Origin of the sequence: Streptomyces sp. CA2R106 (genome assembly GCF_037034245.1) — a bacterium.
GTDB lineage: Bacteria > Actinomycetota > Actinomycetes > Streptomycetales > Streptomycetaceae > Actinacidiphila.
In genome coordinates, this window is record NZ_JBAGKC010000003.1 from 37,284 (window position 1) to 52,130 (window position 14,847).

The 14,847-nt window shown below is 72.5% G+C and carries 12 protein-coding genes; 6 read left to right on the top strand and 6 right to left on the bottom strand.

The window, feature by feature from the left end:
* Positions 1-219 precede the first annotated feature (219 nt).
* Genes WA788_RS05745 through WA788_RS05760 form a run of 4 tightly spaced genes read left to right on the top strand, consistent with a single transcriptional unit; the run spans position 220 to position 5,361 of the window.
* On the top strand, positions 220-1,416 hold the full coding sequence (locus WA788_RS05745) for an ABC transporter substrate-binding protein (RefSeq protein WP_335972264.1): 1,197 nt from the start codon (positions 220-222) through the stop codon (positions 1,414-1,416).
* Entirely contained in the window at positions 1,395-2,369 is a 975-nt protein-coding gene (locus tag WA788_RS05750; RefSeq protein WP_335972265.1) for a carbohydrate ABC transporter permease, read from the top strand. Before WA788_RS05745 ends, WA788_RS05750 begins: the two co-directional genes overlap by 22 nt.
* A 9-nt stretch (positions 2,370-2,378) precedes the next feature.
* Positions 2,379-3,290: a carbohydrate ABC transporter permease gene (locus WA788_RS05755; protein ID WP_335972266.1), complete on the top strand. Its 912-nt coding sequence runs from the start codon at positions 2,379-2,381 to the stop codon at positions 3,288-3,290.
* A 49-nt stretch (positions 3,291-3,339) separates the two neighbouring features.
* Positions 3,340-5,361 carry a right-handed parallel beta-helix repeat-containing protein gene (locus tag WA788_RS05760; protein WP_335972267.1) on the top strand — a complete coding sequence of 674 codons (2,022 nt, stop codon included), beginning with the start codon at positions 3,340-3,342 and terminating at the stop codon, positions 5,359-5,361.
* Between the two features lie 147 nt (positions 5,362-5,508).
* Here WA788_RS05760 and WA788_RS05765 read toward each other — a convergent pair whose 3' ends face one another.
* Positions 5,509-6,267 carry a GntR family transcriptional regulator gene (locus tag WA788_RS05765; protein ID WP_335972268.1) on the bottom strand — a complete coding sequence of 253 codons (759 nt, stop codon included), beginning with the start codon at positions 6,265-6,267 and terminating at the stop codon, positions 5,509-5,511.
* A gap of 207 nt (positions 6,268-6,474) precedes the next feature.
* On the bottom strand, positions 6,475-7,296 hold the full coding sequence (locus WA788_RS05770; protein ID WP_335972269.1) for an amidohydrolase family protein: 822 nt from the start codon (positions 7,294-7,296) through the stop codon (positions 6,475-6,477).
* A 218-nt stretch (positions 7,297-7,514) separates the two neighbouring features.
* On the opposite strand from WA788_RS05770, the gene WA788_RS05775 reads away from it, so the two are divergent.
* Positions 7,515-9,413 carry a hypothetical protein gene (locus WA788_RS05775; RefSeq protein WP_335972270.1) on the top strand — a complete coding sequence of 633 codons (1,899 nt, stop codon included), beginning with the start codon at positions 7,515-7,517 and terminating at the stop codon, positions 9,411-9,413.
* Positions 9,410-10,366, top strand: coding sequence for an aldo/keto reductase (locus tag WA788_RS05780; protein ID WP_335972271.1), 957 nt, complete (start codon positions 9,410-9,412; stop codon positions 10,364-10,366). The genes WA788_RS05775 and WA788_RS05780 overlap by 4 nt, the downstream gene beginning before the upstream one ends.
* A gap of 43 nt (positions 10,367-10,409) precedes the next feature.
* Here the strand turns inward: WA788_RS05780 and WA788_RS05785 are convergent, their stop codons facing one another.
* The 4 genes from WA788_RS05785 to tdh form a co-directional block, all read right to left on the bottom strand.
* A complete protein-coding gene (locus WA788_RS05785; RefSeq protein ID WP_335972272.1) occupies positions 10,410-10,805 on the bottom strand; it encodes a GNAT family N-acetyltransferase in 396 nt (131 codons plus the stop codon).
* Positions 10,806-11,117: 312 nt separating this feature from the next.
* Positions 11,118-12,038 carry a LysR family transcriptional regulator gene (locus WA788_RS05790; RefSeq protein ID WP_335972273.1) on the bottom strand — a complete coding sequence of 307 codons (921 nt, stop codon included), beginning with the start codon at positions 12,036-12,038 and terminating at the stop codon, positions 11,118-11,120.
* A gap of 4 nt (positions 12,039-12,042) precedes the next feature.
* Complete coding sequence (locus WA788_RS05795; protein ID WP_335972274.1) at positions 12,043-13,254, bottom strand: glycine C-acetyltransferase; 1,212 nt, start codon at positions 13,252-13,254, stop codon at positions 12,043-12,045.
* Between the two features lie 112 nt (positions 13,255-13,366).
* Positions 13,367-14,395: an L-threonine 3-dehydrogenase gene (tdh, locus tag WA788_RS05800; RefSeq protein WP_335972275.1), complete on the bottom strand. Its 1,029-nt coding sequence runs from the start codon at positions 14,393-14,395 to the stop codon at positions 13,367-13,369.
* Positions 14,396-14,847: the final 452 nt, after the last annotated feature.

Sequence of the window (14,847 nt, forward strand, 5' to 3'; positions counted from 1 at the left end):
CCTCCCGCGGGCGCGGCCCGGACCTGACCCCGGCGCCGCGCCCCGGGCAGCGGAACGTCATCCGGGTCCCGTATCCGGGTCTTCCGCCGTTTGTCGACCCGCCGACCTCGTGTGCCCGCGATCTCGGCCGTTCGTGATCCATGACTACGCAACGGAGCGTGTCCCGAAATGAGAAAGATCTGGCGCCGCACCTGCGCTCTCGCCGCGGCCCCTCTGGTAATGGCATCGGCCGCGGCCTGCGGCGGCAGCGGTTCCGGGAGTTCCGCCGACGGCACGACGCTGCGCGTCATCGTCAACATCACCCCCAACCTCACCGAGCAGTACTGGAACACGCTCTTCGACCGGTACGAGAAGGCGCACCCGGGTACGAAGGTGAAGCTGGAGCTGACCGGCACCATCTCCGCGAACGCCAAGCTCACCCAGGACCTGGCCGCGGGCGACCCACCGGACATCGCCCAGCAGATCACCCCGACCGCCGACGACGCGGACCTGTACACCGACCTCAGCGACCAGCCCTGGACCGCCAAGACCCCGCTCGCCGACCAGTACGCGATCGGCGGCAAGCGCTATGTGGTGGGCGTCGGCGAGCAGATCCAGTCGCTGGTCTTCTACAACAAGGCCGCTTTCACCAAGGCAGGCGTGGACGCCTCCGCCATCAAGACGATGGCGCAGTTCACCGCCGCCATGGGCAAGTTGAAGGCCGCCGGCTACACCCCGCTCCAGACCGCCGGGCAGTGGGTGACCGGCGCCCAGTTCTCGATGATGGCCGACGCCGGGGTGATGACCGCCGACCCCGACTGGACCGTCGAGCGCAAGGACAAGAAGGTCAGCTTCGCCGACAGCGGCTACACCGCCTACTTCCAGGACTACAAGAACTGGATCGACGCCGGGTACCTCAACAAGAGCGCGCTCGGACTGACGTACGCGGACGGCCAGACGGCGTTCCTGAACGGCAAGTCGGCGATGTACATCATGGGTTCGTACTTCGTGCCGGCCGCGGACCAGGCGAAGAAGAGCGACGGGATCGGCGTGTTCACGATGCCGACCGACGGCGCCTACCCCTCCGGCCAGTTCGGCAACATCTCCGACCCGTACGTGGTGGTCAACCGCTCCAAGCACAAGGCGGCGGCGATCGACTTCGTCAAGTGGCTGGTCACCGACCCGGCCGCGGTCAAGAGCCAGCTGGCGGCCGACGGCAACCTGCGGCAGGGCTTCACGTACCCGATGTCGAGCCTGGGCACGGCGGTCCAGCAGATCCTGGACAAGGCGCCGTCGGTGATCGTGAAGTCCGGTGAGCGCCAGCCGCTCAGCGGCTACAGCGACCAGCTCAACACGACGGTCCAGTCGCTGTTCTCGGGCAAGTCCGCGAAGAGCGCGGCGTCCGGATTGGACAAGTGGTGGAACTCGCAGAGCTGACCCGGCGGGGGCAGCGCTCCGGCGCGCCCCCCGCCCCCGACGCGCCGGCCCCGAAGGGACCGGCGACCAGCCGGCAGGCCGCCCGGCTGAAGGCGGCGGCGGTCTCGCTGGCCATGATCGGCCCGGCGGTGGTGCTGTACACGGTGCTCACCGTCGTGCCGGTCGGCGTGGCGGTCTATCTGAGCCTGACGAACTGGAACGGCTTCTCCTCGGCCGACTTCATCGGCCTGGACAACTACCGGCACCTGTTCGACGACCCCAACTCCACCCAGTCCTGGTACGTCACGGCGCTGATCGCCGCGGTCGGCACCGTCTTCGAGGTGGGGCTCGGCCTGGCCTACGCGCTGATCCTCAAGGGCCGCTCGCGCGGCAACTCCTTCTTCCGCGCGGTGGCGTACTTCCCGCACGTGATCAGCGCGCTGATCCTGGGCTACCTGTGGGCGGCGATCCTCGGCACCAACGGCGCCATCAACAACACGCTGGCGAAGTTCGGGTTCGGCCCGGTCGGGTTCCTCTTCGACGAGCACATGGCGCTGATGTCGCTGATCGGCGTCATCGTGTGGGCCGGCTTCGGCTTCAACGTGGTGCTGTTCGTGGCGGCGCTCCAGACGGTGCCCGCCGAGCTGCTGGAGGCCGCCGCGATCGACGGCGCGAACCGGCGGCAGACGAACCTGCGGGTGGTGGTGCCGATGATCGCGCCGGTGGTCACCATCGCCACCGTGCTGAACCTGGTGGGGCTGATCCGCGCCTACGACATCGTGGTCAGCCTGACCGGGGGCGGTCCGGCCGGCTCCACCCAGACGTTCTCGTATCTCATTCTGGCCCGCTCCTTCGAGGGCACCAAGGTCGGTTACGCGACTGCTCAGGCGGTGTTCCTGATGGTCGTCTCCGCCGTGCTGGCCCTCGTGGTGACGGCACTGCGCAACCGCCAAGACCAAGCAGCGACAGGTTAGGAGGCGGCGATGGCCGTGCTGGAGGCGGCGACCGAGGAAAGGCGCAAGGGCCGGCGGGGCGGGGGCGGCACGCTGTCCCTGGCGGAGCGGCGGGAGGCGCGCTCCCCGCTGCGGTGGGTGCTGCTGGGCCTGCTGTTCGTGGTGATGGTGGTGCCGCTGTACCTGCTGGTGGTCAACAGCTTCAAGTCGCAGGACGACATCCTGAACAACCCGTTCTCGCTGGTACCGGGCCGGCTGACGCTGTCCCACCTGTCGGCGGCGGTGCACAGCCCGCAGTACAACGTCATCGGCGGCTACGGCTTCACGCTGTTCCTGGTCGTGGCGGTGGACGTGCTGTGCATCGCGCTGGCCGGGCCGGCGGCGTACGCGATCGCCCGCAGCCTGAAGCGGCGCACCCAGCTGGTGCTGCTGTACTTCCTGGCGGGCACCTTCATCCCGGGGGCGGCGGTGATCATCCCGGTGATCTACGTGCTGCGCGACCTCGGGCTCGCCAACACCGTCACCGGGCTGGTCGCCCACGACGTGGCGTCCACGCTGCCGGTGAGCATCTTCCTGTTCGTCGGGTTCATCCGCACCATCCCCGTCGACATCGACCACGCGGCGACCATCGACGGCGCGGGCCGCTACCGCACGTTCTGGACGATCATCTTCCCGCTGATGCGCCCGGCGGTGGTGACCGTGCTGATCCTCAACTCCATCGGGATCTGGAACGACTTCATCAGTCCGCAGATCCTGCTCAGCCCGTCGTCGGGCCACTACACGGTGACGACGGCCATCTACGCGGGGATCAGCCAGTACTCGACCGACCTCACGAAGGTCTTCCCGAACCTGCTGCTCGCCGTGGCCCCCGTGGTCATCTTCTTCCTCTACATGCAGCGCCACATCATCAGCGGTCTCACGGTCGGCGCGGTCAAGGGATGACGCCGCCCGTCCGGTTCCCATCGGTCCCGTCAGGAGTAAGGACAATGGAGTGCTGAACATCCTGTACAGATCACGTATATCGGGCACGAGGGCCCGCCGGGGCCTGCTGTCCGCCGCGGCCGGCGCCATCGCGGTGCTGTCGATGGCCGCGGCGGCCTCGCCGGCCGCCGCCCAAGGCCACCGGCACGCGGCCGCCACCGGCCAGACCTACTACGTCGCGCCGTCGGGCAGCGACACCGCCGACGGGCTGGCCGCCGCCACCGCGTTCCAGCACATCCAGAAGTGCGCGGACGTGATGGTCGCCGGCGACACCTGCCTGATCGAGTCGGGCACCTACCGCGAGACGGTCACCCCGGCGCACTCGGGCAGCTCGGGCCTGCCGATCACCTACCGCGCGGCCCCCGGCGCCGACGTGACGATCAGCGGGACCTCCGCGCTGAGCGGCTGGAGCCAGGTGACGGGCGCGGATGTCACCGCCATCGCCCAGAGCGACCCCTACGCGCAGGACTCGCTGTTCAGCGACGCGGTCGCCGCGGGCCATGTGTGGAGCACCGACGTGGACCTGGGCAGCGACCCGACCACGGTGCAGGTCTTCACCGACCAGGCGATGGACATCGAGGCGCAGTGGCCCTACCCGGGCCTGGACCTGCTGAACCCGGCCATCGAGCACGCCGGCGCCGGCAGCGCGGACGCCACCATCGACGACGCCGCGCTGACCCGGCCGGCCGGCTACTGGAACGGCGGCCGGGCGCTGACCGGCTACTGGTACGTCTCGGCGACCTCCACGGTGGCCGCCTCGGACACCGGCTCGGTGACGCTGTCCGCGGCGCCGCCGTGCGTGCACAAGGTGGTGCCGACCGACACCCGCTACGCGCTGTCCGGGAAGATCGGCGAACTGGCCAACCCCGGCGAGTGGTTCTACGACCCGGCCGCGCACCGGCTGTACCTGTACAGCACCGACAGCCCCGCGCAGCACACGGTGGAGGCGAAGGCCCGGCAGCGCGCCTTCGACCTGACGAACGCGTCCTACACCTCGGTGGTGGGCCTGAACCTGTTCGCGTCCACCATCACCACGGGCTCGACCAGCACCCACGACACGCTGGACACGCTCACCGGCACCTACCTGTCGCACTACACCGACATCACGCAGGGCGCCACGGACTGCGGGTCCAGCGTGGACCGCGGGGTCGGTGACACCGGGATCGTGCTCAACGGCACGTACAACACCATCGTGAACAGCGACCTGTCGCTGAGCGCCGGCAACGGCATCGCGCTGGCCGGGCAGAACAACACCGCGACCGACAACATCATCCACGACGTGGACTACATGGGCACCTACGCGGCGGGCATCGCCGTGATGGGCAACTCCCAGACGGTGCTGAACAACACCATCTACCGGGTCGGCCGCAGCGGCATCAACCTCCAGTGGGGCACCACCAGCGGGCTGACCGCCGGCAAGGACCGGATCGCGTACAACGACATCTCGCAGTACGCCCGGCTGAGCCTGGACACCGCGGGCATCTACACCTGCTGCGGCGCGGACATGATGGGCACCTCGGTGGACCACAACCTGCTGCACGACGGCACCCCGACCCCGGGCGTCACCCCGTTCGCGGTCGCGGGCGTCTACGCCGACAACGGGCAGAGCGACCTGGTGATCGCCGACAACGTCGGCTGGAACAACCTCCAGGGCACGGTGATGCTCAACGGCCTGGGCTCCGGGTCGTACAACAACGGCGTGTACAACAACACCGGCGGCATGACGATGATGTACGTCAAGGGCACGGACCAGTCGACCGGGACGAAGATCTACAACAACATCGGCCCGATCACCGGCTCCGACGGCGCCACGGACGGCGGGCTGGTGATGTCGAACAACCTCGACACCGCCACGACCGACCCGCTCTTCGTGGACGCGGCCGACCACGACTACGAACTGACGGCCGCCTCGCCGGCCCGCAACGCGGCGATCCCGCTGGCGGGCGTCAACGACGGCTCGACCGACGCCGTCCCGAGCCTGGGCGCCTACCAGTACGGGGCGGCCAAGTGGACGGCGGGCGCGCGCCGTTAGCAGGTCGCGCGGCTGAACCGACCGTGCCCGGGCCGCACTTCCGGCCCGGGCACGGTCGTGCTGCGGGCTGCGGCTGCGGCTGCGGCTGCGGCTGCGGGCATGCGTCGGCCCCGGGGCGCGCGTGCTCCCCGGGGCCGAACGTGCTGCTCAGGCGCGGGACTTGGCCGCGGACCTGCCGGACTTGGCGCCCGCGGGCTTGGCGGGTTGCTTGGCCGCGCGGGCGTCGGGGACCGGGCCGCGCCCGGCGGCGTGGTCGGCGAACGCCTCGGCGGCCGCCTCCGCGTCGCCGGCGCGCAGCAGGCCCACCAGCCGCCCGTGCTCGTCGGCCATCGCGTGCCAGTCGCCCTCGAAGAGCGGGTCGGCGATGGCCCGCAGGGTGCGCAGGCTGGGCTCGATGACCTCCCACATGCGGGCCAGGAACGGGTTTCCGGCGCTCTGGCTGATCAGCGTGTGGAACTCGATGTCGGCGTCGCGGAAGCGGCTGACGTCATTGGTGGCGACAGCGGCGTGCATCTGCTCGACCAGGGCGTCGAGCGCGGCGAGCTGCTCGGGTGTGACGTGCTGCGTGGCGAGCCGCGCGGCGAGCCGCTCCAGCGGTTCGCGGACCTGGCGGGCGTACTCCGCGTCCTGCGAGGAGATCTCGACGACGAAGTGGCCGCGGCGCGGCACGTGCATCAGCAGGCCCTCCCGGGCCAGCTGCTTGACCGCCTCGCGCACCGGCGCCTGGCTGACCCCGAGTCTGCGGGCGATCTCGGACTCGACCACCCGGTCGTTCGGCCCGAGTTCGCCGTCGACGATGGACTGGCGGAGCAGCCCGTAGACCTGGTCGGAGATCAGGGTCTTGCGGAACCGGTCCTTGTTGGTGGCCAGCGTGGAGACGAACTCAGCCGACGGGTTCGATGCCATGATTCCCAATCCTGCTTCGTGGGGGCGGGTCCGTCCAGGGTACGCGTTTTCATCGTCTATCGATGGAAAACCGCCCACTGCCGCGTAACCGCTGTGACACCCCGGAGCGATCGGCCCTCGCCGCACCATGCGCGCGGTGGAAGGGCGCCGGGGTGTTCATCTATCGCCTATCGATCAGTCAAATCGAATCAGGGGCGCCGGACACTGTCAACCGCCCAGCCCGTACACGCGTACGGCGGTGCCGTGCAGCACCTCGCGCCGCTCCCGGGCGGGCAGGTGGGCCAGCCCGGCGCGGGCGGCGGCCAGCGACTCCTGCCGGGTGCCGCGCGGCAGGCAGATCGGCCAGTCCGAGCCGGCCAGGCAGCGCGCCGGGCCGACGGCGTCGACGACCTGCCGGACCAGGCGGGAGACGCGGTCGGCGGGCACGCCGTGCTGCTGGGTGAGCAGGCCGGAGATCTTGACGTGCACGCCCGGGTGCGCGGCGGCGTACGCCAGGTCCTCGTACCAGGGCCCCGGGTCGGCGTCGAGGTGCGGCGGGTTGCCGAGGTGGTCGACGACCACGGCGAGCCCGGGGTGGCGCGCGGCCGCCTCGGCGGCGGTGCGCAGCGCCCGCTCGCCCAGGTTGAGTTCGAGCACGACGCCGGCCTCGGCGAGCACCGGGAGGAGGGCGCGGGCCTGCGGCGGGGTGTCCGCCCAGCTCCGGCCGCCCATCCGCATGCCGCCCGGGCCGCTCGCGCCCCACTCCTCCAGCAGGGCACGGAAGCGTTCGGGGCCGGCGCCGCCGTGCACATGGAGGTTGCCGACGTAGCCGGCGACCAGGTCCGGGCGGGCGGTGCGCAGGGCGCGCAGGGTATCGGTCTCCCCCGCGTCGCCGCGGGACGCCTCGACCAGCACGGTGCCCTGCACACCGGTGCCGGCGGCGGAGGCGGCCAGGTCGTCGGCGGTGAAGGGCCGGTGGTGCGGGGAGTCCGGCCGTATCCAGGGGAAGCCGCGGCGCGGGTCCCACAGGTGGGCGTGGCTGTCGATCATGGTGTGCTCCCTGGTCAGGCGGGTGGGCGGCGCTGCCGGCGGCCGGCGGTGGCAGCCCCCGAGGCGGTCTTCGCGGTGCCGCGGCGGCTCTTGACACGGCAGCCCCCGCAATGAAGTCTAGAAATCGGCTATCGATGAACGATTATGGGAGGTCGGGTGTACCCGATGCTCGGGGTTGAAGCAATCGACGGCGGGCCGGCCGCGCGGGCGGCGGGCCGATGACCGTACCCGGCGCCGCGCGCCAACCGGAGCTGACCGCCACCCGCCGCGTCACCGAGGTCCCCCGGTGGGCCGCGCTGGAGCGGGAGCTGTTCGCCGTACAGGACAAGGCGTGGCGGGTCTTCGCCGACCGCTACACCGAGGGCGACGGCCGCCTGGTCTTCCGCGACTCGCTCGGCGAGGGCCTGGACGACCGGGACGGCGTGGACGACTTCTACGAGCCGTTCTTCAACTGGCCGACGCTGTACCTGCTCGGCGGCAGCACCGACCTGCTGGCCGCCGCACGGCAGCACTGGCGCGGGGTGACCGCGCAGCTCACCGAGATGGGCCTGGTCACCGGCGGTCTGGAGCGCGGCTACGACTGGTTCCACCAGGGCGAGGGCATGCTGCTCTTCTACGGCCTGTGCCTGGCCGACCCCGGTGACGCCGAACTGCGCGAGCTGGCCTGCCGCTTCGCCGACGTCTACCTGCCCGGCGGCCCCAACTACGACCCGGTGCACCGGGTGATCGGGGCGCCGCACAACGGCGCCGGCGGCCCGCGCCCGGGCTTCAGCGACCACGACGTGTACTTCCCGTGGAGCCTGGCGCTGCGCCCGTACGGCCTGCCGCTGGACTGGGGCACGGGGGTGTCCTCCTTCGACGAGCTGGCCGCGGACCCCGCGCGGGCCCGCGCCTACGGGCGGGTGATGTGGGACCGGATGGGCCGCGGCGACACCCTGGTCAACCTCGCCTCCACCACGCTGGCCACCAACGCCTGGCTGCTGGGCGGCGGGCGGCGGTACGCCGACTGGGTCGCGGAGTACGCCGGAGTCTGGCGGGAGCGGCTGGCCGGGCGCGAGGTGCTCCCGGACAACGCCGGGCTCGACGGCGAGGTCGGCGCGTACCTGGAGGGCCGCTGGTACGGCGGTCACTACGGCTGGTCGTGGCCGCACGGGCTGTCGTCGGTCGCCTCGGCCGCGATCGTCGGCGCGGTCAACGCGGTGGCGGTGACCGGCGACGACTCCTACCTGGAGCTGGCCCGCAACCCGCTGGACGCGGTGCTGCGCCACGCCGAGCAGCGCACCGCCGACCAGATGGGCACCCTGGGCAAGCGGTGGCAGCCGCACCTGGCGACGATCCCGGGCGAGCGGACCTTGATGGTCCCGCAGCGGCACAACGACTCGGGCTGGTTCGACTTCACCGTGATGCCCACCCAACTCCCGCTGGCGCTGTGGCACTTCAGCCGCGACCCGGCGGACGCGGCGCGGATCGAGCAGCTGCGGGCGGGCGCGCGCTGGGACTGGGCGGAGGTGCACGTCCAGCGCACCAAGGACGAGTGCGGCCATGAGGAGCCCTGGCACGAGTTCCTCGGCGGGCGCAACGCGGACTTCCCCGAGCGGATGCTCGCCGGCGCGCTCCAGGTGTGCGCGCAGCGGCTGGCGCAGATCGAGGGCGACAGCGTGGACCCGGCGGTCGGCCCGGACGCGCTGGGCATCCACCACTGGCAGAACCTCAACCCGGTGGTCACCGAGGCGCTGCTGCAACTGACCACCGGCTCCCCGCAGGTGCTCTACAACGGCGGCCTCGCGCAGCTGCACGTGCGCTACCACGACGCGCAGGAGCAGCGGCCCGGGCTGCCTCGGGACGTCGCGGCGCTGGTGCGCGACATCCGCCCGGAGCACACCGTGGTGGAGCTGGTCAACACCGGTACGGCGCCGCGCACGCTGCTGGTGCAGGCGGGCTCGTTCGCCGAGCACGTGCTGCACTCGGTGCGCGCCGACGACGGCGACACGCTGCCGGTGCGGGGCCGCTACGTCAAGGTGGCGCTGCCCGGCGGCAGCCAGGTGCGGCTGACGCTGGCGATGACGCTGCGCGGCGCCGAGCCGGCCCGTACCTCCCCCTGGCAGGAGGCCCGGTGAGCGCCGCGACCGCGCCGCGCGGCGCCGGTACCTCGCTGCCGTTCGCGCTGCCCCCGCTCGGCCTGGGCACCGCCCCGCTGGGCGGGCTGTTCGAGGAGGTCGCCGAGCAGGACGCGGCCGACACGCTCCGGGCCGCCGCTCAGGCGGGCATCGGCTACTTCGACACCGCGCCGCGCTACGGGCACGGCCAGGCCGAGGACCGGCTCGGCCGGCTGCTGGCCCCGGCCGGGGTCACCGACCCGGTGATCTCCACCAAGACCGGCTGGCTGCTGCGCCCGCGGGCCGACGGCTCGGGCACCGACGTGGTCGCCGACTGGTCCGAGCGCGGCATCCGCGCCTCGCTGGAATCCAGCCTGGAGCGGTTGGGCCGTTCCTTCGTCGACATCCTCTACCTGCACGACCCGGACGACTACGCCGAGCAGGTCCGCGCGGAAGCGTACGCGGCCGTGCGCCGCCTGCGCGACGAGGGCCTGGTCAGGGCGATCGGGTTCGGCATGAACCACTGCGCGCCGCTGGCGGAGTACGTCGCCGGCTACGAGGTGGACGTGGTGCTGATCGCGGGCCGGTTCTCGCTGCTCGACCACGACGCGATGGACACGCTGCTGCCGCTGTGCGCGCAGCGGGGCACCGCCGTGGTGGTCGGCGGGGTCTTCAACACCGGGCTGCTCGCCGACCCCTCGGACGGCGCGATGTTCAACTACCGGCCGGTGCCGGCGCGGGAGCTGGCCCGCGCCCGGCGCTGCCAGGAGATCTGCGCGGACTTCGGGGTGCCGCTGTCCGCGGCGGCCGTGCAGTTCCCCTACCTGCACCGGGCGGTGACCTCGGTCGTCGTCGGCTGCCGCTCGGCCGCGGAGGTCGCCGCGAACGCCGGGGCGGCGCGGCTGCCGATCCCCGCCGAGCTGTGGGAGCGCCTGGCCGACGAGGGCTTCGTACCGCGGCAACTGCTGCCTTAGGCGCGGCCCGCAGGGTCCTCGCCGCCGCGGCGGCGAGGACCCTTCACAGCGCGATCAGGCCCGCGGCCGTGGGGGTGAAGCCGCAGGACCCGAGGTAGAACGGCGCCAACCGCTCCTCGAAGTCCACGTGCAGCCACCCGCACCCCGCCCCGCGCGCCCGCCGGACCGCCTCCTCGACCAGCCCCGCCCCGACCCCCGTCCGCTGCCGGCCCGGCGCCACGACCGTGTCGAGCACGAACGCGTGCTCCCCGCCGTCCCAGACCACGTTCACGAACCCCACCAGCTCCCCCGCCTCCCGCGCGCACACCCACCCCAGGCTGTGCCCGCACACCCGCCCCCACCAGTCCGTCGCCCCTGCCTCGTGCCCGAAACCGGCCGCGTGCAGCGCCTCGACCTCGCCGTTGCCGAACTGCCCGCGCCACTCGTATGCGATCCCCATCCCGTGAGCCTAAGCCGTGTCTGGCAAGGAGCGTCGTCCCGCCCAAGGGGCGGGGGCCGACGGGGCTGGTGCTCCCCCATGGCCTCCTGCACGGGAGGCCCCCGATCGCAAGGCGGAGGGTGGGGGTCCCTCCCGGGCGAAGCCCCGGGAGGGACAGAGCGCAGCGGGCCGCGCCGACGACCGGCAACGCTGGGGCCCCTCCCGCCGAAGGCAAGGGGAGAGCGCGTGTGCCAGGCCCCGCCGGCTGGGGGCGCCCCCATGCCCCCTGGCCATGGGGGCGGGATCGGTCGGACACGGTCCAGGGGCAGGCGGTCAGGCGGGGTCGGGGCGCAGGTGGGTGGCGGCTTCGCGCAGGGCGGCCAGCACCGGGCGGATCAGGGGGTGGTCCTCGGCGCCGCGGCGTACGGCGGCGAAGACGCGCCGGGTGGCGGGGCTGCCGGCGACCGGGCGGACCTGGACGTCGGGCAGGTGGACGCCGCGCAGCGCCGAGCGCGGCACCAGGGCGACCCCGGCGCCGACGCCGACCAGGGCGGCCACCGCCCGGAAGTCGTCGGAGGAGTGCGCCACGCGCGGCTGGAAGCCGGCCAGTTCGCAGGCGAGGGTGACCACGTCGTGGCAGGGGTTGCCCGGGTAGGGGCTGACCCAGTTCTCGTCGGCGAGGTCCTCCACCCGGACCCGTTCGCAGCCGCCGAGGCGGTGGCCGCGCGGCAGCACCGCGTCGAAGGGCTCCGCGTACAGCGCGACCCGGGACAGCCGCCGGTCGTCGTCGCGGGGCGCGCCGCGGTACTCCACGGCGACCGCCGCGTCCGCGTGGCCGTCCAGCACCATCGCCAGGCTCTCGTCGCCCTCCGCGTCGCGCACCCGGACCCGTATGCCTGGCGACGAGCCGGCCAGCGCGGCCATCGCCCCGGCGAGCACGGTGGCGATGCCGGTGGCGAAGGACGCCACGGTGACGGTGCCGGCCGCGCCGCCGGCGTAGGCGGCGAGTTCGGCCTCGGCCCGCTCCAGCTGGGCCAGGACGGTACTGCTGTGGGTGACGAGGATCTCCCCCGCCGCGGTCAGCCGGACCCCGCGCCCGTCGCGCACCAGCAGCTGGTGGCCGACCTCGGCCTCCAGCGTCGCGAGCTGCTGGGAGACCGCCGAGGGCGTCAGGTACAGCGCGGCGGCCGCGGCGGTCACCGTACGGTGGTCCGCCACGGCCCGCAGGGTACGCAGTCGGCGCGTGTCGATCACCTGGTCATCCTGCCAGGGCCGCCCGGGCGGCCACGAACGCGGTGACCGCGCGCTCGACGTCCTGCGCGGAGTGCGCCGCGGACAGCTGCACCCTGATCCGGGCCCTGCCGTGCGGTACCACGGGGTAGGAGAACCCGATCGCGTAGACGGAGTGCTCCAGGAGCAGGTCGGCGAGCTGTCCGGCGCGCTCGGCGTCGCCGATCATGACCGGCACGATCGGGTGGTCGCCGGGCGCGAGGTCGAAGCCCTCCTGGGTCATCCGGGCCCGGAACAGCGCGGTGTTCTCCTGGAGCCGGGCCCGCAGCGCGGGGCCGGGGCCGGCCGGCGAGTCGTCCTGGAGCAGGTCGAGCACCTTCAGGGAGGCGGCCGCGATGACCGGGGCGAGGGAGTTGGAGAACAGGTAGGGGCGGGAGCGCTGGCGCAGCAGCGCCACGATCTCGGCGCGGGCGGCGACATAGCCGCCGGAGGCGCCGCCGAGCGCCTTGCCGAGGGTGCCGGTGAGGATGTCGATCCGGTCGGTGACGCCGTGCAGTTCGGGGGTGCCGCGGCCGCCGGGGCCGACGAAGCCGACCGCGTGCGAGTCGTCGACCATGACCATCGCGCCGTAGCGGTCGGCGAGGTCGCAGATCTCGTCCAGCGGCGCCACGTAGCCGTCCATGGAGAACACGCCGTCGGTGACGATGAGTTTGCGGCGCGCGCCGTCGGCCTCCTTCAGCCGCTGCTCCAGCTCGGCCATGTCGCGGTTGGCGTAGCGCAGCCGGCGGGCCTTGGACAGCCGGATGCCGTCGATGATGCTGGCGTGGTTGAGGGCGTCGGAGATCACCGCGTCGTGCTCGTCGAGCAGCGTCTCGAAGACGCCGCCGTTGGCGTCGAAGCAGGAGCTGTACAGGATCGTGTCCTCGGCGCCGAGGAACTGCGACAGCCGTGCCTCCAGCTCCTTGTGCACCTCCTGGGTGCCGCAGATGAAGCGGACGGAGGCCATGCCGTAGCCCCAGCGGTCCAGGGCGTCCTTGGCGGCGGCCACCACGTCGGGGTGGTCGGCCAGGCCCAGGTAGTTGTTGGCGCAGAAGTTGAGCACCTCGCCCGGGCGGCCGCCGGCGGTGACGTCGACCGTGGCGCTCTGCGGGGTGCCGATGACGCGTTCGGGCTTGTGCAGGCCCGCGGCGCGGATCTCGTCGAGGGTGGCGCGCAGGTCGGCGCGGACGGAGTCGAACACGGGGGTCTCCTCGGGGCGTACGGCAGCGGACGTAAGGCAACATGTGTAAGAAAACGGGCGCGCCGCAACGGACGTACGGCAACAGGCGTAAGGGAACGGGTGTATCGAGGGGTCAGGCGGTCCAGTCGAGGATGACCTTGCCGCAGCGGCCGCTCGCCGCCTCGTCGAACGCCTCGTCGAAGTCCTGGTACGGGTAGCGGCCGGTGATCACCGGGCCGAGGTCGAGGCCGCCCTCCAGCAGCACGGACATCGCGTACCAGGTCTCGTACATCTCCCGCCCGTAGATCCCCTTGAGGGTGATCATCGAGGTGACGATGCGGGCGAAGTCGACCGGGAACTGCTCGGTGGGCAGGCCGAGCAGGGCGATCTTGCCGCCGTGCGTCATGTTCGCCACCATCGTCCGCAGCGCCTCGGGGCGGCCGGACATCTCCAGGCCCACGTCGAAGCCCTCGCGCAGCCCGAGGGCGCGCTGCCCCTCCTCCACGCTGGAGGTGCGCACGTCCACCGCCAGGCTCACCCCGACCCGCCGGGCCAGTTCCAGCCGGTAGGGGCTGACGTCGGTGATGACCACGTGGCGGGCCCCGGCGTGCCGGGCGACGGCCGCGGCCATGATGCCGATCGGGCCGGCGCCGGTGATCAGCACGTCCTCGCCGACCAGCGGGAAGGACAGCGCGGTGTGCACCGCGTTGCCGAACGGGTCGAAGATCGCGGCGACATCGGGGTCCACCGGGGTGCGGTGCACCCAGACGTTGGCCGCCGGCAGCGTGACGTACTCGGCGAAGGCGCCGTCCCGGCCGATACCCAGGCCCACGGTGGAGCGGCACAGGTGCCGCCGCCCGGCCAGGCAGTTGCGGCAGGTGCCGCACACCAGGTGCCCTTCGCCGCTGACCCGGTCGCCCGGGGCGATGCCGCTCACCCCCGGCGCCACCTCGACGACGTCCCCGACGAACTCGTGGCCGAGCACCAGCGGGGTGCGCACCGCCTGCCGCGCCCACCCGTCGTACGCGCGGATGTGCAGGTCGGTGCCGCAGATGCCGGTGCGCAGCACCCTGATCAGCACCTCGCCCGCGCCGAGCACGGGCTCGGGCACGTCCGTGAGCCACAGACCGGGCTCCGCCTTTGCTTTGACCAGTGCTTTCACGGCGGACTCCTGAGCCTCAAAAAGGGTTGCGGGGGTGCCATCGGCGCGGCGCGGCCGCGGTGGCGCTCCCACTGTTCCCCCGACGCGGCGCCGGGTCCATCGAGGGTTTCTTAAGCCCGCCCGAAGCTGGGCTTCATGATCGGCCCGCCGCACTGTGCAGCCGCCCGGCCGGCCGTCGACGCGCGGGCGGCGGCTGCCGGCGGCCGCCGCCCGCTCCCCGGGCGAGCGCCCCCGGGGAGGCGCGGGTGGCGCGAGCGGCGCAAGTGAAGATCGGCGCGCGGTCATTGACAGGCCATCAGGGTCCGCGTTCTACTCGTGCCTCGTGCAGATTGGCAACGTTGTCAGTTTGTCGGACCCACGACGCCGCTGTCGATCGAGGACGCCAGTCCCTGGCACACCCCTGTGTGACGCACGTATCGCGGAGGCAACCGATGGTCAGACGACGGCGCCCC